17 protein-coding genes and 1 rRNA gene are annotated in these 19,477 nt (G+C 44.7%); 8 read left to right on the forward strand and 10 right to left on the reverse strand.

Features of this window, described 5'->3' with window-relative positions:
- Positions 1 to 23: 23 nt before the first annotated feature.
- From AC1DN5_RS04040 to rpmH, 10 genes are all read right to left on the reverse strand, one after another.
- The gene (locus tag AC1DN5_RS04040) at positions 24 to 875 is read right to left on the reverse strand and encodes a ParB/RepB/Spo0J family partition protein (RefSeq protein ID WP_016937319.1); all 852 of its coding nucleotides are present in this window, start codon (positions 873 to 875) and stop codon (positions 24 to 26) included.
- Complete coding sequence (gene soj, locus AC1DN5_RS04045; RefSeq protein ID WP_007409899.1) at positions 868 to 1,629, reverse strand: sporulation initiation inhibitor protein Soj; 762 nt, start codon at positions 1,627 to 1,629, stop codon at positions 868 to 870. The genes AC1DN5_RS04040 and soj overlap by 8 nt, the downstream gene beginning before the upstream one ends.
- A gap of 297 nt (positions 1,630 to 1,926) precedes the next feature.
- Complete coding sequence (gene noc, locus AC1DN5_RS04050) at positions 1,927 to 2,778, reverse strand: nucleoid occlusion protein (protein WP_016937318.1); 852 nt, start codon at positions 2,776 to 2,778, stop codon at positions 1,927 to 1,929.
- Between the two features lie 121 nt (positions 2,779 to 2,899).
- The gene (gene rsmG, locus AC1DN5_RS04055; RefSeq protein ID WP_016937317.1) at positions 2,900 to 3,619 is read right to left on the reverse strand and encodes a 16S rRNA (guanine(527)-N(7))-methyltransferase RsmG; all 720 of its coding nucleotides are present in this window, start codon (positions 3,617 to 3,619) and stop codon (positions 2,900 to 2,902) included.
- Positions 3,620 to 3,632: 13 nt separating this feature from the next.
- Positions 3,633 to 5,519, reverse strand: coding sequence for a tRNA uridine-5-carboxymethylaminomethyl(34) synthesis enzyme MnmG (mnmG, locus tag AC1DN5_RS04060; protein ID WP_366969946.1), 1,887 nt, complete (start codon positions 5,517 to 5,519; stop codon positions 3,633 to 3,635).
- A gap of 16 nt (positions 5,520 to 5,535) precedes the next feature.
- The gene (gene mnmE, locus AC1DN5_RS04065; protein WP_366969947.1) at positions 5,536 to 6,915 is read right to left on the reverse strand and encodes a tRNA uridine-5-carboxymethylaminomethyl(34) synthesis GTPase MnmE; all 1,380 of its coding nucleotides are present in this window, start codon (positions 6,913 to 6,915) and stop codon (positions 5,536 to 5,538) included.
- Positions 6,916 to 7,203: 288 nt separating this feature from the next.
- A complete protein-coding gene (gene jag / locus AC1DN5_RS04070; protein ID WP_045925729.1) occupies positions 7,204 to 7,845 on the reverse strand; it encodes an RNA-binding cell elongation regulator Jag/EloR in 642 nt (213 codons plus the stop codon).
- Positions 7,842 to 8,591, reverse strand: a complete 750-nt coding sequence (gene spoIIIJ, locus AC1DN5_RS04075) for a YidC family membrane integrase SpoIIIJ (RefSeq protein ID WP_014471334.1) — start codon at positions 8,589 to 8,591, stop codon at positions 7,842 to 7,844. Before spoIIIJ ends, jag begins: the two co-directional genes overlap by 4 nt.
- A gap of 160 nt (positions 8,592 to 8,751) precedes the next feature.
- The gene (rnpA, locus tag AC1DN5_RS04080) at positions 8,752 to 9,102 is read right to left on the reverse strand and encodes a ribonuclease P protein component (RefSeq protein ID WP_016937314.1); all 351 of its coding nucleotides are present in this window, start codon (positions 9,100 to 9,102) and stop codon (positions 8,752 to 8,754) included.
- 152 nt (positions 9,103 to 9,254) lie between these two features.
- On the reverse strand, positions 9,255 to 9,389 hold the full coding sequence (gene rpmH / locus AC1DN5_RS04085) for a 50S ribosomal protein L34 (RefSeq protein ID WP_003178075.1): 135 nt from the start codon (positions 9,387 to 9,389) through the stop codon (positions 9,255 to 9,257).
- Positions 9,390 to 10,008: 619 nt separating this feature from the next.
- On the opposite strand from rpmH, the gene dnaA reads away from it, so the two are divergent.
- From dnaA to AC1DN5_RS04125, 8 genes are all read left to right on the forward strand, one after another.
- Entirely contained in the window at positions 10,009 to 11,349 is a 1,341-nt protein-coding gene (dnaA, locus tag AC1DN5_RS04090) for a chromosomal replication initiator protein DnaA (protein ID WP_016937312.1), read from the forward strand.
- A 184-nt stretch (positions 11,350 to 11,533) separates the two neighbouring features.
- Positions 11,534 to 12,670, forward strand: coding sequence for a DNA polymerase III subunit beta (dnaN, locus tag AC1DN5_RS04095; protein ID WP_021494589.1), 1,137 nt, complete (start codon positions 11,534 to 11,536; stop codon positions 12,668 to 12,670).
- Positions 12,671 to 12,805: 135 nt separating this feature from the next.
- Positions 12,806 to 13,021: a ribosome maturation protein RlbA gene (rlbA, locus tag AC1DN5_RS04100; protein ID WP_004392910.1), complete on the forward strand. Its 216-nt coding sequence runs from the start codon at positions 12,806 to 12,808 to the stop codon at positions 13,019 to 13,021.
- 15 nt (positions 13,022 to 13,036) lie between these two features.
- Positions 13,037 to 14,149: a DNA replication/repair protein RecF gene (recF, locus tag AC1DN5_RS04105; protein ID WP_007409910.1), complete on the forward strand. Its 1,113-nt coding sequence runs from the start codon at positions 13,037 to 13,039 to the stop codon at positions 14,147 to 14,149.
- 17 nt (positions 14,150 to 14,166) lie between these two features.
- Positions 14,167 to 14,412, forward strand: coding sequence for an extracellular matrix regulator RemB (gene remB, locus AC1DN5_RS04110; RefSeq protein WP_004392908.1), 246 nt, complete (start codon positions 14,167 to 14,169; stop codon positions 14,410 to 14,412).
- Between the two features lie 56 nt (positions 14,413 to 14,468).
- Positions 14,469 to 16,385, forward strand: a complete 1,917-nt coding sequence (gene gyrB, locus AC1DN5_RS04115; RefSeq protein ID WP_029575274.1) for a DNA topoisomerase (ATP-hydrolyzing) subunit B — start codon at positions 14,469 to 14,471, stop codon at positions 16,383 to 16,385.
- 216 nt (positions 16,386 to 16,601) lie between these two features.
- Complete coding sequence (gene gyrA, locus AC1DN5_RS04120; RefSeq protein ID WP_016937309.1) at positions 16,602 to 19,061, forward strand: DNA gyrase subunit A; 2,460 nt, start codon at positions 16,602 to 16,604, stop codon at positions 19,059 to 19,061.
- Positions 19,062 to 19,357: 296 nt separating this feature from the next.
- Positions 19,358 to 19,477, forward strand: a 16S ribosomal RNA gene (locus AC1DN5_RS04125); the annotation flags it as partial.

The following is a 19,477-nucleotide window of genomic DNA, read 5'->3' on the forward strand; positions in this document are numbered from 1 at the left end:
CATCTTTTATAAAAAGATGGTTTTTATGCTTCTCTTTCTGACAACAGTTCGAGGATACGTTCAAGGTCTTCATTTGAGAAAAACTCAATCTCAATTTTCCCTTTTTTCTTTTGTCTCTTAATATTGACTGTTGTTCCGAAGTAATTTTGCAAATATGATTCCCGCTCTTTTAACACCACGTCTTGTACAGGTTCTTTTTTCTTTGTTTCACGTGGAACATTATTGTTTAACTGCTGAATGAGCTGTTCAAGCTGACGGACGTTCAGCTGTTCTTCAACCACTTTCTTCACCAGCGGTTCAAGCTTGTTTTTATTTTTCAAACCGAGCAAGGTTCTGCCGTGCCCCATGGATAACGTACCTTCTGCAATAAGGTTTTGGATGCTTTCAGGCAGTGTCAGCAGTCTCAAATGGTTGGCAATATGAGGTCTGCTTTTCCCGAGCCGTTTAGCGAGCTGTTCCTGGGTAATATCCAAATGTTTCAGCAGTGAATCATATGCCAGAGCTTCTTCAAGCGGTGATAAATCTTCACGCTGAAGGTTCTCCAAAAGAGCGATTTCCCGCATCAGCGATTCAGATAACTCCCGCACGATAGCCGGCACTGTTTCTTTCCCGGCAAGCTTTGCAGCGCGATAACGGCGTTCCCCGGCTACAATATCGTAGCCTTTCAGTGATTTTCTCACAATAATGGGCTGAAGAATGCCATGCTGAATGATGGATTCCTTCAGTTCAGCTAATGACTCATCATCAAATTGTTTTCTTGGCTGATAAGGATTGGGGCGCAAATCACTGATTTTAATCTCTTCCACTGTCTCTTCAGACAAATCAACTTGATTAAACAACGCATTAATCCCTTTTCCGAGCCCGCCTTTAGCCATTCGCTGCCACTTCCTTTGCTAAATCTAAATATACTTCCGCACCTCTCGAACGCGGATCGTATAATATGATCGGCTTGCCGTGACTCGGCGCCTCACTTAAACGGACATTACGAGGAATAATGGTTTGATACACCTTATCTCTAAAGTATTTCTTCACCTCTTCTATCACTTGAATGCCGAGATTCGTTCTGGCATCAAGCATCGTCAGAAGCACTCCTTCTATCATTAAGTCTGTATTTAAATGTTTTTGCACAAGCCGAACTGTATTTAATAATTGACTCAATCCTTCAAGAGCGTAGTATTCGCACTGAACCGGGATAACAACTGAATCTGATGCGGTAAGCGCATTAATCGTTAATAACCCGAGAGACGGAGGACAATCAATAATCATGTAGTCGTAATTTTGTTTCACTGATTCTAATGCTCTTTTCAGCCTTACCTCCCGTGAGATCGTCGGAACCAATTCGATTTCCGCTCCCGCAAGCTGGATCGTGGCTGGAATGACATCTAAGTTCTCTACTGAAGTCGGTTTAATAATATCTGTTACATCTGCGTCATCTACTAAAATGTCGTACACACAATGATCCACATCGGCTTTTTCAATCCCTAATCCGCTCGTTGCGTTGCCCTGCGGATCAATATCAACAAGAAGAACCCTTTTACCTATGTAAGCTAAGCAAGCCCCCAGATTAACAGAAGTCGTTGTTTTCCCGACTCCGCCTTTTTGGTTCGTAATTGCTATGATTTTTCCCACGATGTCACCTACCTTCACATGAACATGTACTGTCTTGTTTCTATCTTATCAAAAAAAGAGTAAAGCGTTTTATTTTTTTCATAATTTGTTTATCAGCAAGTGAAAAAAATGCAAACAAAAAAGACACTTTCTCTTATAAATTCTCCGATAAAGTGACTTTTTTGACTGTAAAAAGACAATTCGCGACACAAAAAGATAAATTTTTACATTTATAATACATAGTGCAGAATACATCTATTATTATCTCAAAATAGTTTTTTGACTAAAATAAAAACTCCCCTGCTGATCAGGAGAGTTTTATTTAGGTATCCGAATGGTAAGCTGAATGTACTCTTCGAATTCTTCTTCCTCAGTATTCAGTCTGACGCCGCTGTCTTCCACCATGGACAGGGACTGGCGAATCGTATTCATCGCAATTCTTGTATCCCTGCTGAACGCTTTGCGTCTCGGCTTCGGTTTCTGCTTATTCTGTTCAAGCATTTTCACCACTCGGTCTTCCGTCTGCTTGACGTTTAAGCTTTTCTCGATGATTTCCGCAAGCAATGTGACCTGAAGCTCCGGCTGTTTGAGCGGGATCAGGGCTCTTGCATGGCGTTCCGTGATTTTTTTCTCCATAATCGCATCCTGGACGGGTTCAGGGAGCTTTAACAATCGGAGCTTGTTCGCAATCGTTGACTGGCCTTTTCCTAAGCGCTGCGCCAAGGCTTCCTGTGTTAAATCATGAAGTTCTAACAGCCTTGCGTACGCATGAGCTTCCTCAATGGAGGACAATTCTTCTCTCTGCAGGTTTTCAATCAAAGCGACAGAAGCTGTTTCCGTATCAGAGAAGTTCTTTATAATTGCGGGAATATTTTCCCATTCAAGCGTCTGTACCGCTCTCCAGCGCCTTTCACCCGCAATGAGCTCATATTGTCCTTCATCTTCTGTATGTCTGACAACAATCGGCTGAATGATGCCGTGTGTATGGATAGTCATTGCTAACTCTTTGATCTTTTCATCTGAGAAAATGGTGCGTGGCTGAAAACGGTTGGGAACGATAGCATGTACCGGTATTTCGAGTATCTCTTCTTTATTTGTATCATGCTCTGCTATCTCCGGTTCCTCTTCCTTCTCACCAAACCCGAAGAAACGAGAGAATGAATGCTTCATGTACCTACACCACCTTTAAAAACTGCCATTTTTATAATTCTATTTTCTCATGGTTTTTCCTGCTGTATCTTCATCAATTTTGCAGAAAATATGATGGAATTGTCACATCAGGCTGTCTAAATTACCCTTCAATTGGCGATTTATTCGGAGTACCCGGTTTTCTCGGATATTTTTTCGGAGTGCTTTTCGTCTTGCGAATGATCATAATGTTCCGTTCACTTTCTTCGACGGGAAGTGTAAATGAATGAACTTGTTCAAGCTCTCCTCCCAATACTTTAATCGCCTTTTGCCCCGCTTTCAGCTCTTCATCAGCGGCTGCTGCTTTTAGTGCCGCAAATACGCCGTTTTTCTTGACAAGCGGCAGACAAAGCTCACTCAGGACTGACAGACGCGCCACCGCACGAGCGGTCACGAGATCAAAGCTTTCCCGGACGTCCTTCCGCTGTCCGAATGTCTCTGCCCTGTCATGGACAAATGTCGTATGCTCTAATTGTAAAGCATCAGAGAGAGTTTCCAAAAACGTAATCCGCTTATTCAGTGAATCGACGATGGTGACATGCAGATGCGGGAAGCAGATTTTGACGGGCAGGCTTGGAAAACCGGCACCGGCGCCAACGTCACAAAGGGTGGTGATCTTTTCAAAATCAATATAAAATGCCGCCGTAATCGAATCATAAAAATGCTTTAGATATACTTCCTTTTTCTCAGTGATGGACGTCAGATTCATTTTTTCGTTCCATTCCACGAGCATCTGGTAATACAACTCGAATTGCTCCAGCTGGCGGTCAGAAAGGGAAATCCCTTTCTCCGCTAAACTGGATGTAAATTCCTCTATATTCATGCCGTCATCCTTTCTATTCAGCTACCTTGGCAATACGGCCCTGCTCCAGGTAAACCAGCAGGATTGAAATGTCTGCCGGATTGACCCCGGAAATGCGGGAGGCTTGAGCAACTGATAAAGGACGTACTTCTTTCAGCTTTTGACGGGCTTCAGTAGCAATTCCTTTAATGGCGTCATAATCAATCCGATCAGGGATTTTTTTATTTTCCATTTTCTTCAGCTTCTCCACTTGCTGCAAGGATTTTTCGATATATCCTTCATATTTCACTTGGATTTCCACTTGTTCCGCCACATCTTGCGGAACCGGAGAATCAGCAGGCGCAAGTTTTGTCACTGTTTCATAGTTCATTTCCGGACGTTTCATTAAATCTGTGCCGCGCACTCCGTCTTTCAGCTCGCTTCCGCCGAGTGAACGGATATATTCCTGATTCTCAGGAGACGGCTTGATAATAACAGACCAGAGACGTTTTTTCTCAGCCTCGATCGCCGCTTTTTTCTTTTCAAACGCTTCATAGCGCTCATCCGAAATTAAGCCGATCTCATGGCCGATTTCCGTCAGACGAAGATCCGCGTTGTCATGGCGGAGCAGCAGTCTGTATTCCGCCCGTGAAGTCAGCAGACGATACGGTTCATTGGTTCCTTTCGTTACCAAATCATCAATCAATACGCCGATGTACGCATCGGAACGGCTGAGGATAACCTCTTCTTTTCCAAGCGCTTTGCGGCCTGCGTTAATTCCTGCCATAATTCCTTGCCCGGCTGCTTCCTCATAGCCTGATGTACCGTTAATTTGACCGGCCGTGTACAGGTTAGGGATTTTTTTCGTCTCCAGTGTAGGCCAAAGCTGCGTCGGTACGATCGCGTCATACTCAATCGCGTATCCGGCTCTCATCATCTGCACCTTTTCCAGTCCCGGAATGGTCGCCAGCATCCGCTGCTGAACGTCCTCAGGAAGGCTCGTGGATAAACCTTGAACGTATACTTCCTGCGTATTTCTGCCTTCCGGCTCAAGGAAAATCTGGTGACGCGGTTTATCATTAAAGCGAACGACTTTATCTTCAATGGAAGGGCAATATCTCGGTCCTGTTCCCTTAATCATACCGGAATACATTGGTGAACGATGCAGGTTGCTGTCAATGATCTCATGAGTCTCAGGACTCGTGTAAGTCAGCCAGCAAGGCAGCTGATCGGTAATGTATTCAACCGTTTCATATGAGAAAGCGCGCGGAACCGGATCTCCCGGCTGGATTTCTGTTTTGCTGTAATCAATGGAATCGCTTGAGACGCGAGGAGGCGTTCCCGTTTTAAAACGGACGAGATCAAAACCAAGCTCCTCTAAGTGCTCAGAAAGTTTAATAGACGGCTGCTGGTTATTCGGGCCGCTTGAGTAAGACAGATCTCCGAGAATGATCCGCCCTCTTAAATACGTTCCGGTTGTCAGCACGACCGATTTTGCCTTATATTCAGCACCGGTTTGCGTAATGACACCGCAGCACTCACCGTCTTCAATGATTAAACGCTCGGCAATCCCTTGAAGAAGTGTCAGATTCGGTGTTTTTTCCAGTGTATGCTTCATTTCATGCTGATATTGGAATTTATCCGCCTGCGCACGCAGCGCCCGTACGGCCGGACCTTTCCCTGTATTCAGCATTCTCATTTGAATATGAGTTTTATCTATATTTCTAGCCATTTCTCCGCCGAGCGCGTCAATTTCGCGGACGACAATCCCTTTTGCGGGGCCGCCGACAGACGGATTACATGGCATAAACGCAACCATATCAAGATTAATCGTCAAAACAAGCGTTTTAGCTCCCTGACGCGCGGATGCGAGGGCAGCCTCAACACCGGCATGCCCGGCGCCGATGACGATCACGTCGTATTGGCCTGCTTCATACCCCATGGTTTTTTCCTCCCTTTTATTTACCTAAACAAAATTGTGAAAAGAGCTGATCAATTAAACTTTCGTGGACGGCATCACCGATGATTTCGCCCAGCAGCTCCCAGCACCTTGTCAGATCAATTTGCACCATATCAATCGGAACATCCTGTTCAATTCCGTTCAGCGCATCATCAATCGCTTGCTTTGCCTGATGCAGAATCGAGATATGACGGGTATTGCTGACATATGTGAGATCTCCGCTTTCGATCGCTCCTGTATAAAATAGCGATTGAATCGCTTCCTCTAAATCTTGTATGCCTTCTTCTTTCAGCAATGAGGTCGTGACGACAGGCCGGCCTTTCGCAAGCTCCTTGACGCGCTCAGCGTCAATCTTAGCCTCAAGATCCGTCTTATTCATAATGACTATGACGTCCATTCCCTCAACCGCTTCAAATAATTTCACATCTTCCTCAGAAAGCTCTTCGCTGTGGTTAAGCACAAGCAAAATGAGATCCGCTTCCTTCAGAACCTGGCGTGAGCGTTCTACGCCGATTCTTTCGACGATGTCTTCGGTCTCACGGATTCCGGCGGTATCGACAAGCCGGAGCGGCACGCCTCGGACATTGACATATTCCTCAATCACATCACGCGTCGTTCCCGGAATATCCGTTACGATCGCCTTCGTTTCATGGACAAGACTGTTAAGCAAAGAAGATTTCCCGACGTTCGGACGGCCGATGATCACGGTAGACAATCCCTCGCGTAAAATTTTCCCCTGCTCAGACGTACGAAGCAGCGCTTCAATTTCTTTCTTCACGCCGCCCGCTTTCTCCACTAGAAGCTGATGTGTCATTTCTTCGACGTCATCATATTCCGGATAATCTATATTAACCTCAACATGGGCAAGTGTTTCTAACAATTCATCCCGAAGACGGCGGACTAGTGCGGAAAGCCGTCCTTCCATCTGGTTCATGGCGACATTCATGGCACGGTCCGTTTTGGCCCTGATCAGATCCATCACCGCTTCCGCCTGTGAAAGGTCAATCCGTCCGTTTAAAAATGCGCGCTTCGTAAACTCACCGGGTTCCGCCAGTCTCGCACCTTCTTTTAAAGCAAGCTGGAGCACCTGATTAACCGTCACAATTCCTCCGTGACAGTTGATTTCAATGACATCTTCCCTTGTGAATGTTCTGGGCGCTCTTAAAACAGACACCATCACTTCCTCAATAATCCGTCCCGTCGTGCTGTCTGCGATATGCCCGTAATGAATGGTATGCGATTCTGCCGAACTGAGCGTTTTGCCTTTCGGACCCTTGTACATTTTGTCGGCAATTTTCACGGCTTCCGGCCCGCTCAGCCGAACGATCGCGATGGCGCCTTCACCCATCGGAGTTGAAATCGCTGCAATTGTATCCATGCTGTTCACCTCTCTTTATCTCTGTTTCCATCTATATAAAAAATTGATTTACGCCAAAATTAAAAGATAACATAGTTTGGTTTGAAGTGGAAGATACGTTATCCACAAAGACAGAAATTCATCCCTTATTACTTTAACTTATCCACATGTGAATAACAATTAATTTTATTTCCTAAAACCTTTTTTATCAACAGCATACACCGAAAAAGAAAAAACTTAAACGCAAAAAATGCGATTCTGCTTAGGAATAGAGCCATTTTCGCCAATAAAAAAACCGAAGTTCCGATTTTACCCGGACTTCGGTTTTCTGCTATCTTTATGGGAAATAACGAGATGGCGGTACCGGCCTTCACCGGTAGAAAAAGTTTTGATATTTGGGTGTCTCGACAGAGCGTCATGGATGATTTTTCTTTCGCCTGACGGCATCGGTTCCAAATGCACATCTTTTTTTGTTTTCGACACCTGCTTGGCCAGCCTGTTTGCCAGCTGGTCCAGAATTTCTCTTCTTTTCAGACGATAATTTTCAGCGTCGACAACGGCGTGGCGATACTGGCCGGAGCCGCGGTTCAAAACAAGCTGCGTCAATGTTTCCAGAGCATTGAGTGTTTGTCCTCTTTTGCCAATAAGCAACGCTGCTTTTTCACCTTTAATATGAAAACAAACTGTTTTTTTGTTTTCTTCCGTGACAATCTCAGAAGGCCCCGCAATGGAATTGATGATTTCTTCCAGATACGCTTTCGCTTCCTGAACAGGATTTTTTTTCTCTTCCAGTTCTACGATCGCATTCTTTTTTCCGAAAATACCCAAAAATCCTTTAGATTCTTCCTGCACCACCGTTATTTCTACTTGATCTTCCGTCAGTTGAAGTTCCTGAAGGCCTGATTGAACTGCTTCTTTGACATTCCGTCCCGCAGCAGTCACCTTCTTCACTTTTTCTTTCCTCCCGCTTTCTGCGTTTCCGGATCGTGTTTAATGTCAGGCCCTTTAATAAGGAATGTCTGAGCAATCATAAACAGGTTTCCGACTACCCAATAAAGAGAAAGCGCACTCGGGAAGTTGATCGCAAATACGATGATCATGATCGGCATAATCCATACCATCATTGCCATTTGAGGATTCTGAGATGGATTTCCGGCCATCATCAGCTTCTGTTGGACAAAAGTGGCCACACCGGCAACGATAGGAAGAATATAGTAAGGATCTTTCTCTCCTAAATCAAACCATAAAAAGCTGTGCTGTGAAATGGCTTGCGTACGCATAATCGCGTGGTAGAATCCGATCAAAATCGGCATTTGAATCAGGATCGGAAAACATCCCGCCAATGGGTTTACCCCATGCTTTGAAAACAGGGCCATTGTTTCCTGCTGAAGCTTCTGCTGCGTTTTTTGATCTTTTGAGCTGTATTTTTCTCTAAGCTTCTGCATTTCCGGCTGAAGCGCCTGCATCGCTTTTGAGCTTCGAAGCTGCTTGATCATCAGCGGCAGAATCAGCAGACGGATTAAAATCGTAACGATGATGATCGATAAACCATAGTTATCGCCCGTCAGTTTCGCTACGTACGTAATGACTTCTGACAATGGGTACACAACATATTTGTCCCAGAAATGCGGACTATTCGCCGTAATCGGCTCTTTTACACTCGAGCATCCGGCCAGCAGGACGAGCATACCGACCATACTCAGTAGTAACCATATTCTCCTTTTCAAGAACGTTTCCTCCTATACCATTCTTTATAAACCTTGTATGTATTTTAGCATCTTTCAGTTTTAAATGGCGGTCATTTTTCGCCAAACAAAAGGAAGCGCTTTTAAAAACGTGAAGAAAACAAAATATGAGCTATTTTGACGAAGATTTCTTATATAAAGAGGTTTTTCTGAATAAGTGCTGCAGACTTTTTTTTGTTTCTTCAAAACTGAGGTCGGCGGCGGGTTTTCTGGCGATAATAATAAAATCTTTCGGCTTGAGAAGCTCTTTTTCCTCCTGGACCGCCTGTCTGATTAACCGCTTCACCCGGTTGCGCACGACGGCGTTGCCGATTTTTTTGCTGACAGAAAGCCCTACCCGGAGCTCTTCCTGCTGCGGCTGATCAAGCGTATACAGCACGAACTGGCGGTTTGCCATAGACGTTCCGCGTTTAAACACTTTTTGAAAATCTTCATTTTTCTTTAACCGATTTCGCTTCTTCACTTTGATTCACTCCGATATTCACTCGCAGAAACTTTTATTACTATCTAAAAAAAACGGGCCGCCGGAATACTGAAGAAATTTCTCCAGTACCGGGCGACGCATGATCTCTTTTCTCTTAATGTGAAAAAAGACCACTGACATTATTCAGTGGCCTAAGCTGATAATACTTTTCTGCCTTTGCGGCGACGGCGTGCTAATACTAGACGACCGTTTTTTGAACTCATACGGCTTCTGAAGCCATGAACTTTACTGCGTTTACGGTTATTCGGTTGGAATGTTCTTTTCATTTATGACACCTCCCTCGAGGAATAGCTGTTAAAGACAGTCTTACTTATTATATTTGTGCTGCCTATTCATTGTCAACTTCAGCAGTGCTTTTATTTCTTACAACCATAATAGGATAACATACCTTAACCAGATTAGAAACCTTAATTTTCATATTCCTTTTTTTAACGCAAAAACGCCGCGCGCCCTCCGGAAAAAATGGTATGTGGATAATTTTTTGGCTTTTTTTTAATATCCACAACCGTTATCGACAACATTTTCACATTGCTAACCCCTGTGGACAAAGATTTTTCAACAAGTTGTCAGGTTTGTGGATAAGATTACGAGAACCATTGCAAGTCCTCGCTTAATTTGATATTATATTTGTGTTTTAACTCTTAATTATTTATTCACTCCGTTCTCTTTATCCACAAAGTGTGGATAAGTTGTGGATTGTTTTCACACAGCTTGTGTAGATTGTTGTCCACAACTTGTGGAATTTGTCGAAAAGCTATTTTTCTACTATACTATATGTTTTCAACATTTCGTGTGTACGAATGGTCAGAGCCATATGCTCTTTTTTTGTGTTCTATAACAGGGAAAGAGCGCTGATTTTAAAGAAAAGGAGGGCTGTGCCGGATAATGGAGAATATATTAGATCTTTGGAATCAAGCTTTAGCTCAGATAGAGAAAAAGTTAAGCAAACCGAGCTTCGAAACTTGGATGAAGTCGACGAAAGCACATTCGCTGCAAGGAGATACCTTAACCATCACCGCTCCCAATGAATTTGCCAGAGACTGGCTGGAGTCCAGGTACTTACATCTCATTGCAGATACCATATATGAATTGACCGGGGAAGAATTGAGCGTCAAATTTGTCATTCCTCAAAATCAGGATGCAGAAGACTTTTTGCCGAAACCGCAAGTGAAAAAAGCGGCAAAAGAGGAACCGTCTGATTTTCCCCAAAGCATGCTCAACCCGAAATATACATTCGACACATTTGTCATCGGATCGGGAAACCGATTCGCCCATGCAGCATCACTGGCTGTAGCTGAAGCACCCGCTAAAGCGTACAACCCTTTATTTATTTACGGGGGAGTCGGTTTAGGAAAAACCCACTTAATGCACGCAATCGGCCATTATGTCATTGATCATAATCCTTCAGCCAAAGTGGTGTACCTGTCTTCTGAAAAATTCACAAATGAATTCATCAACTCAATCCGCGACAATAAAGCCGTTGATTTTCGCAACCGCTACCGGAATGTTGATGTACTTTTGATAGATGATATTCAATTTTTAGCCGGAAAAGAACAAACACAGGAAGAGTTTTTCCATACATTCAATACGCTTCATGAAGAAAGCAAACAAATCGTGATTTCCAGCGACAGACCGCCGAAAGAGATTCCGACCCTGGAAGACCGTCTGCGTTCGCGATTCGAATGGGGATTGATTACGGATATCACGCCGCCTGATCTGGAAACGCGGATTGCCATCCTGAGAAAGAAAGCGAAGGCGGAAGGCCTTGATATTCCGAACGAGGTCATGCTTTACATCGCGAATCAGATTGACAGCAACATCCGTGAACTGGAAGGGGCATTAATCCGGGTTGTTGCCTATTCATCTTTAATCAATAAAGACATTAATGCGGACCTGGCTGCAGAGGCATTGAAAGATATTATTCCTTCCGCAAAGCCTAAGGTCATCACGATAAAAGAGATTCAGCGGATTGTCGGACAGCAGTTCAACATTAAGCTTGAAGATTTCAAAGCGAAAAAGCGTACGAAATCGGTTGCGTTCCCAAGGCAGATTGCCATGTATCTTTCCAGAGAAATGACGGACTCTTCGTTGCCTAAAATCGGGGAAGAATTTGGCGGGAGAGACCATACAACCGTCATTCATGCTCATGAAAAGATTTCAAAACTGCTGATTGATGACGAGCAGCTTCAGCAGCAGGTAAAAGAAATAAAAGAACAGCTTAAATAAAAGAGCCCTCGGATGAATCGGGGAAAGTGTGAATAACTTTTCGCTAGCCATGCACAGTCTGTCCACATGTGGATAGGCTGTGTTTCCTGTCTTTTTCACAACTTATCCACAAATCCACAGGCCCTACTATTACTACTGCTATTTTTAAAATATATTAATTATATTATCCGTTAGGAGGATAAACATGAAATTTACGATTCAAAAAGATCGTTTAGTTGAAAGTGTACAAGACGTTCTAAAAGCCGTTTCATCCAGAACCACAATTCCTATTCTCACCGGTATTAAGATCGTAGCCTCAGATGAAGGAGTATCTTTTACGGGAAGCGATTCTGATATTTCAATCGAGTCATTCATTCCGAAAGAAGAAGATGACAAAGAAATCGTGACGATTGATCAGCCGGGAAGTATCGTGCTGCAAGCGCGTTTCTTCAGCGAAATCGTTAAAAAACTGCCGATGGCGACGGTTGAAATCGAAGTTCAAAATCAATATTTAACAATTATCCGTTCCGGAAAAGCGGAATTTAATTTGAACGGTCTTGATGCAGATGAATATCCGCATCTTCCGCAAATCGAAGAGCACCATGCCATTCAGATTCCGACGGATCTTTTGAAAAACTTAATCCGTCAAACCGTGTTTGCTGTGTCCGCCTCAGAAACACGCCCTATCTTGACAGGTGTAAACTGGAAAGTGGAAAACGGTGAATTATTATGCACTGCCACGGATAGCCACCGGCTCGCTTTAAGAAAGGCAAAGCTTGATATTCCGGAAGACAGCTCTTACAACGTCGTCATCCCCGGAAAAAGCTTAACCGAGCTGAGCAAAATTCTTGATGACAATCAAGAGCTGGTGGATATCGTCATTACAGAAACCCAAGTTCTGTTTAAAGCGAAAAACGTCTTGTTCTTCTCGAGGCTGCTTGACGGAAACTATCCGGATACGACAAGCCTAATTCCGCAGGAAAGCAAAACAGAAATCGTCGTGAACACAAAGGAATTTTTACAGGCGATAGACCGTGCTTCCTTATTGGCGAGAGAAGGCCGCAACAACGTGGTAAAGCTTTCTGCCAAACCGGCGGACTCGCTTGAAATTTCATCAAATTCTCCTGAAATCGGGAAAGTGGTCGAAGCTGTGCTCGCTGACCGGATTGACGGTGAGGAATTAAATATTTCATTCAGTCCAAAATATATGATGGACGCACTGAAAGTACTTGAAGGAGCGGACATCCGTATCAGCTTTACGGGAGCGATGAGACCGTTTCTTATCCGTACGCCGAATGATGAAACCATCGTTCAGCTCATCCTTCCGGTCCGAACGTATTAATCAAACAGAATGTGCTGCCGGCTTAGTTCGGCAGCTTTTCTGTTCATCAGCCTGCTCCCTCAAGTTTTCCCTTTCCTTATTTCAGGATTTTTTAGTACAATTAGATATTAGTGATATTTGAAAGAGGTCGATATTATGGCAAATCCGATTTCGATTGACACAGAAATGATTACGCTTGGCCAGTTTTTAAAATTAGCCGATGTGATTCAGTCCGGCGGTATGGCGAAATGGTTTCTGAGCGAGCATGAGGTGACAGTCAACAATGAACCTGACAATCGCCGCGGCAGAAAGCTTTATGTTGGAGACGTGGTCGCGATTGAAGGATTTGGTTCATTTCAAGTCGTCAATTAAAGCGGGTGACAGCGGTTGTATATCCAAAATTTAGAATTAACATCCTACCGTAATTATGAGCGCGCTGAGCTTCAATTCGAAAACAAGGTGAATGTGATCATCGGAGAGAACGCCCAAGGCAAAACCAATCTGATGGAAGCCATCTATGTCCTTTCGATGGCAAAATCACACCGCACCTCAAATGATAAAGAACTTATACGGTGGGACGAAGACTATGCTAAAATAGAAGGAAGAGTGATGAAGCGCAACGGGGACATCCCGATGCAGTTAGTCATCTCCAAAAAAGGTAAAAAGGGCAAGGTCAATCACATAGAACAGCAAAAACTCAGTCAGTATGTCGGAGCGCTGAACACCATTATGTTTGCCCCGGAGGACTTAAATCTCGTCAAAGGCAGCCCGCAGGTCAGGAGGAGATTTCTTGATATGGAGATCGGGCAGGTTTCTGCTGTTTATCTGTATGATTTATCTCTTTATCAAAAAATCCTTTCCCAGCGGAATCATTTTCTGAAACAGCTGCAAAGCCGGAAACAGACTGACCGGACTATGCTTGACGTTCTCACTGATCAGCTGATTGAGGCAGCCGCAAAAGTTGTCGCCAAACGTCTGCAGTTTACGGCGCAGCTTGAAAAATGGGCGCAGCCGATCCATTCGGGCATTTCCCGGGGGCTTGAGGAACTGACGCTTAAGTATCACACGGCGCTTGATGTATCAGATCCTAAAGATTTGTCGAAAATAGGTAACAGCTACCAGGAGTCTTTTTCGAAATTAAAAGAAAAAGAAATAGAACGGGGCGTCACCTTATTCGGACCGCATCGGGATGATGTCCTTTTTTATGTGAACGGACGCGATGTGCAGACTTACGGTTCGCAGGGACAGCAGCGTACGACGGCTTTGTCTTTGAAACTGGCCGAAATAGATTTGATTCATGAAGAAATCGGAGAATATCCCATTTTACTTTTGGATGATGTACTAAGCGAGCTGGATGATTACCGCCAGTCCCATTTGCTTCATACAATCCAAGGCCGTGTGCAGACATTTGTCACCACGACGAGCGTGGATGGCATTGACCACGATACCTTACATCAAGCAGGAATGTTCCGTGTGGAAAACGGTACGTTAGTGAAGTGAAGAAATGAGGTGAGCGATTGTATATTCATTTAGGTGACGACTTTGTCGTTTCAACACGCGATATCGTCGGCATTTTTGACTGCAAGGTCAATGTATCGCCGATTGTTGAAGAATTTCTGGACAGACAGAAAGAAAAAGTAGTGCCGTCCGTAAACGGCACGCCAAAGTCTATCGTAGTCACGACTGAGAATATATATTACTCTCCCTTATCTTCCGGCACACTGAAGAAACGTGCGCAATTTATGTTAGAAATAGATTCTTAGCGGATCTTTACAATGAATATATCGTTTAAGAAAAGTGTAGGTGAATGTGCATGGCTATGGAACAGCAGCAAAATAGTTATGATGAGAATCAGATACAGGTATTAGAAGGTTTGGAAGCTGTTCGAAAGAGACCGGGGATGTACATCGGATCAACTAACAGCAAAGGCCTTCACCATTTGGTATGGGAAATCGTCGACAACAGTATTGACGAAGCCCTGGCCGGTTATTGTACAGATATTAACATTGTGATTGAGAAAGATAACAGCATTACTGTTACAGACAACGGGCGCGGAATTCCGGTCGGTATCCAAGAGAAGATGGGCCGCCCTGCGGTTGAAGTCATCATGACCGTTCTTCACGCCGGCGGTAAATTTGACGGAAGCGGATATAAAGTATCCGGCGGTCTTCACGGTGTAGGGGCGTCTGTCGTAAACGCCTTGTCGACCACTCTTGATGTTACGGTTCATCGTGACGGGAAAATCCATTATCAGGCGTATGAACGCGGTGTTCCGGCGGCTGATCTTGAAGTGATCGGTGACACTGACAAGACCGGGACGATTACGCACTTCGTTCCCGATCCGGAAATTTTCAAAGAAACAACTGTATATGACTATGATCTGCTTTCAAACCGTGTCCGCGAATTGGCCTTCCTGACAAAAGGCGTAAACATCACGATTGAAGACAAACGTGAAGGACAAGAACGGAAAAACGAGTACCACTACGAAGGCGGAATCAAGAGCTACGTTGAGTACTTAAACCGTTCCAAAGAAGTCGTGCACGAAGAGCCGATTTATATCGAAGGCGAGAAAGACGGCATCACGGTTGAAGTTGCATTGCAATACAACGACAGCTATACAAGCAATATTTATTCTTTCGCGAATAATATCAACACATACGAAGGCGGCACGCACGAGGCCGGATTTAAAACCGGTCTGACCCGTGTCATAAACGACTATGCAAGAAGAAAAGGGATTTTCAAAGAAAATGATCCGAATTTAAGCGGGGATGATGTGAGAGAAGGGCTGACTGCCATTATTTCAATTAAGCACCCTGATCCGCAATTTGAAGGGCAGACGAAAACGAAGCTCGGCAACTCTGAAGCAAGAACGATCACTGATACGCTGTTTTCTGCTGCGCTGGAAACATTCCTTCTTGAAAATCCGGATTCAGCCCGCAAAATCGTTGAAAAAGGCTTAATGGCCGCAAGAGCGCGGATGGCGGCGAAAAAAGCGCGGGAATTGACCCGCCGCAAAAGCGCGCTTGAGATTTCCAATCTGCCGGGCAAACTGGCGGACTGTTCTTCTAAAGATCCGAGCATTTCCGAGCTCTATATCGTAGAGGGTGACTCTGCGGGCGGATCAGCGAAACAGGGACGGGACCGCCATTTCCAAGCCATTCTGCCGCTGCGCGGTAAGATTCTGAACGTTGAGAAAGCCAGACTTGATAAGATTCTCTCAAATAACGAGGTCAGATCAATGATTACGGCTCTCGGCACGGGTATCGGAGAAGATTTTAATCTTGAAAAAGCGCGTTATCATAAAGTAGTCATCATGACGGATGCCGATGTCGACGGCGCCCACATCAGAACGCTTTTATTAACGTTCTTCTACAGATACATGCGGGAAATCATCGAAAACGGCTATGTCTACATTGCCCAGCCGCCGCTTTATAAAGTGCAGCAGGGAAAACGGGTGGAATACGCTTATAACGATAAGCAGCTTGATGAGCTTTTAAAAGAGCTTCCGCAATCGCCTAAGCCCGGCCTCCAGCGTTATAAAGGTCTCGGAGAAATGAACGCGACTCAGCTTTGGGAAACGACAATGGATCCGGCGACCAGAACGCTTCTGCAAGTCAATCTTGAAGATGCGATGGATGCTGATGAGACGTTCGAAATGCTGATGGGCGACAAAGTAGAACCGCGCAGAAACTTCATAGAAGCAAACGCCAGATATGTGAAAAACCTTGATATTTAACCATGAAAGCCTTATTTTCGTTAAGAAATAAGGCTTTTTTCTCAAAGCGGCTTCAAGCAGCCTCTGCAAACCCGCAAAACCCGTATATTCTGCTAAATTAATGTGTATAAACACAAGTTTATTGATATAATGGAGAATAGTGAAATCGTATTGAAGATCATAATGGACAATCTACTCCCACATTATTTCATGTGATACTTCAGGGAGGTTTTTTTAATGAGTGAACAAAACACACCACAAGTACGTGAAGTCAATATCAGCCAGGAAATGCGGACATCCTTCCTGGACTATGCAATGAGCGTTATCGTATCCCGGGCGCTTCCGGATGTGCGTGACGGTCTGAAGCCGGTTCACAGACGGATTTTGTACGCAATGAATGATTTAGGCATGACCAGTGACAAACCATATAAAAAATCTGCCCGTATCGTCGGCGAAGTTATCGGTAAGTACCACCCGCACGGTGATTCAGCGGTTTACGAATCAATGGTCAGAATGGCGCAGGATTTTAACTACCGCTACATGCTTGTTGACGGACACGGCAACTTCGGTTCGGTAGACGGCGACTCTGCGGCTGCGATGCGTTACACAGAAGCGAGAATGTCAAAAATCGCAATGGAAATTCTGCGTGACATTACGAAAGACACGATTGACTATCAAGACAACTATGACGGTTCAGAAAGAGAACCTGCCGTCATGCCTTCAAGATTTCCGAATCTGCTCGTAAACGGAGCTGCCGGTATTGCGGTCGGAATGGCGACAAACATTCCCCCGCATCAGCTTGGAGAAGTCATTGAAGGCGTGCTTGCCGTAAGTGAGAATCCTGAGATCACAATCCAAGAGCTGATGGAATATATTCCGGGCCCGGATTTTCCGACGGCCGGTCAGATTTTAGGCCGGAGCGGCATCCGCAAGGCATATGAATCCGGACGGGGATCAATCACGATCCGGGCTAAGGCTGAAATCGAAGAGACATCCTCGGGAAAAGAAAGAATTATTGTCACGGAACTTCCTTATCAGGTCAACAAAGCGAGATTAATTGAAAAAATCGCAGATCTCGTCCGGGACAAAAAAATCGAAGGAATCACCGATCTGCGTGACGAATCCGACCGTAACGGAATGAGAGTCGTCATCGAGATCCGCCGTGACGCCAATGCTCACGTCATTCTGAATAACCTGTACAAACAAACGGCCCTGCAGACGTCTTTTGGAATCAACCTGCTGGCGCTCGTTGACGGACAGCCGAAGGTATTAAACCTGAAAGAATGTCTGGAGCATTATCTTGATCACCAAAAGGTCGTGATCCGCCGCAGAACGGCTTACGAACTTCGCAAAGCGGAGGCGAGAGCTCACATTCTGGAAGGGTTAAGAATCGCTCTCGATCATTTAGACGCGGTGATTTCTCTTATCCGTAGTTCCCAGACGGCTGAAATTGCGAGAACGGGTTTAATCGAACAATTTTCACTGACTGAAAAACAGGCGCAAGCCATTCTGGACATGCGTCTTCAGCGATTAACCGGTCTGGAGCGCGAAAAGATCGAAGAGGAATATCAATCACTTGTTGCGCTTATCGCCGAGCTGAAAGATATTTTAGCCAATGAAGAAAGAGTGCTCGAGATCATCCGTGAAGAACTCAATGAAATCAAAGAGCGGTTCAATGATGAGAGACGCACTGAAATCGTTACGTCCGGTCTTGAAACAATTGAAGATGAAGATCTCATCGAGAGAGAAAACATCGTCATCACGCTGACTCATAACGGCTATGTTAAACGCCTCCCAGCGTCCACATACCGCAGTCAAAAACGGGGCGGAAAAGGCGTGCAGGGAATGGGAACGAATGAAGATGACTTTGTGGAACACTTAATTTCTACATCGACGCACGATACGATTCTGTTCTTCTCTAATAAAGGGAAGGTATATCGTTCAAAAGGATATGAAATCCCTGAATACGGCCGTACCGCAAAAGGCATTCCGATTATTAACCTCCTGGAGGTTGAAAAAGGCGAATGGATTAATGCCATTATTCCGGTCAGCACATTTGATGAGGAGCTTTACCTCTTCTTCACGACCAAACAAGGAGTGTCGAAACGTACGGCACTGTCCCAGTTTGCGAATATACGGAATAACGGGCTGATCGCTTTAGGTCTCCGGGAAGACGATGAACTGATGGCCGTCCGTCTGACTGACGGCAAGAAACAAATCATCATCGGAACGAAGAACGGCTTGCTGATCCGTTTCCCTGAAGAAGATGTAAGACAAATGGGACGCACCGCTGCAGGTGTCAAAGGCATCACCCTGACAGATGATGATGTCGTGGTAGGCATGGAGATTCTTGAAGAAGACTCCCATGTTCTCATAGTGACAGAAAACGGCTACGGCAAACGCACGCCGGCCTCAGAATACAGAGTCCAAAGCAGGGGCGGAAAAGGCCTTAAAACATGTAAAATCACTGACAGCAACGGTCCGCTAGTAACAGTAAAAGCCACAAGAGGCGAAGAAGACTTAATGATTATTACGGCAAGCGGCGTGTTAATCAGAATGGATATTAACGATATCTCCACTACGGGACGTGTAACACAAGGCGTCCGTCTGATCCGCATGTCCGATGAAGAGCACGTGGCCACTGTGGCACTAGTGGAAAAGAATGAAGAAGAGCCGGAAGAAATGGAAGAAGAATAGATGAAAAAGTGCAGCTGTAACAGGCTGCGCTTTTTCTATATAAAGAAACGAAAAAAGCTTTGACACACAGCGATGATGCTGATATAATTCTTTATGTTGTCTTTTCAAAACAAAGACAGTCTGCTGAAAATGTTTTTTAAAAAAGTATTGACCTATCAAACTGAAAATGTTATGATTAAGAGGTCGCTTCAAGAGAAGCGAAAAAGTTCTTTGAAAACTAAACAAGACAAAACGTACCTGTTAATTCAAAGTTTTAAATAAATCGCRCAGCGATGTGCGTAGTCAGTCAAACTACTTTATCGGAGAGTTTGATCCTGGCTCAGGACGAACGCTGGCGGCGTGCCTAATACATGCAAGTCGAGCGGACAGATGGGAGCTTGCTCCCTGATGTTAGCGGCGGACGGGTGAGTAACACG

It is taken from the genome of Bacillus sp. 01N42_2 (assembly GCF_056399565.1).

Coding starts and splice junctions, on each gene's coding strand:
- AC1DN5_RS04040 (WP_016937319.1), bottom strand. CDS start 875: ATGGCTAAAGGCGGGCTCGGAAAAGGGATTAATGCGTTGTTTAATCAA.
- noc (WP_016937318.1), bottom strand. CDS start 2,778: ATGAAGCATTCATTCTCTCGTTTCTTCGGGTTTGGTGAGAAGGAAGAG.
- rsmG (WP_016937317.1), bottom strand. CDS start 3,619: ATGAATATAGAGGAATTTACATCCAGTTTAGCGGAGAAAGGGATTTCC.
- mnmG (WP_366969946.1), bottom strand. CDS start 5,519: ATGGGGTATGAAGCAGGCCAATACGACGTGATCGTCATCGGCGCCGGG.
- mnmE (WP_366969947.1), bottom strand. CDS start 6,915: ATGGATACAATTGCAGCGATTTCAACTCCGATGGGTGAAGGCGCCATC.
- spoIIIJ (WP_014471334.1), bottom strand. CDS start 8,591: ATGGTCGGTATGCTCGTCCTGCTGGCCGGATGCTCGAGTGTAAAAGAG.
- rpmH (WP_003178075.1), bottom strand. CDS start 9,389: ATGAAAAGAACATTCCAACCGAATAACCGTAAACGCAGTAAAGTTCAT.
- dnaA (WP_016937312.1), top strand. CDS start 10,009: ATGGAGAATATATTAGATCTTTGGAATCAAGCTTTAGCTCAGATAGAG.
- dnaN (WP_021494589.1), top strand. CDS start 11,534: ATGAAATTTACGATTCAAAAAGATCGTTTAGTTGAAAGTGTACAAGAC.
- rlbA (WP_004392910.1), top strand. CDS start 12,806: ATGGCAAATCCGATTTCGATTGACACAGAAATGATTACGCTTGGCCAG.
- gyrB (WP_029575274.1), top strand. CDS start 14,469: ATGGAACAGCAGCAAAATAGTTATGATGAGAATCAGATACAGGTATTA.
- gyrA (WP_016937309.1), top strand. CDS start 16,602: ATGAGTGAACAAAACACACCACAAGTACGTGAAGTCAATATCAGCCAG.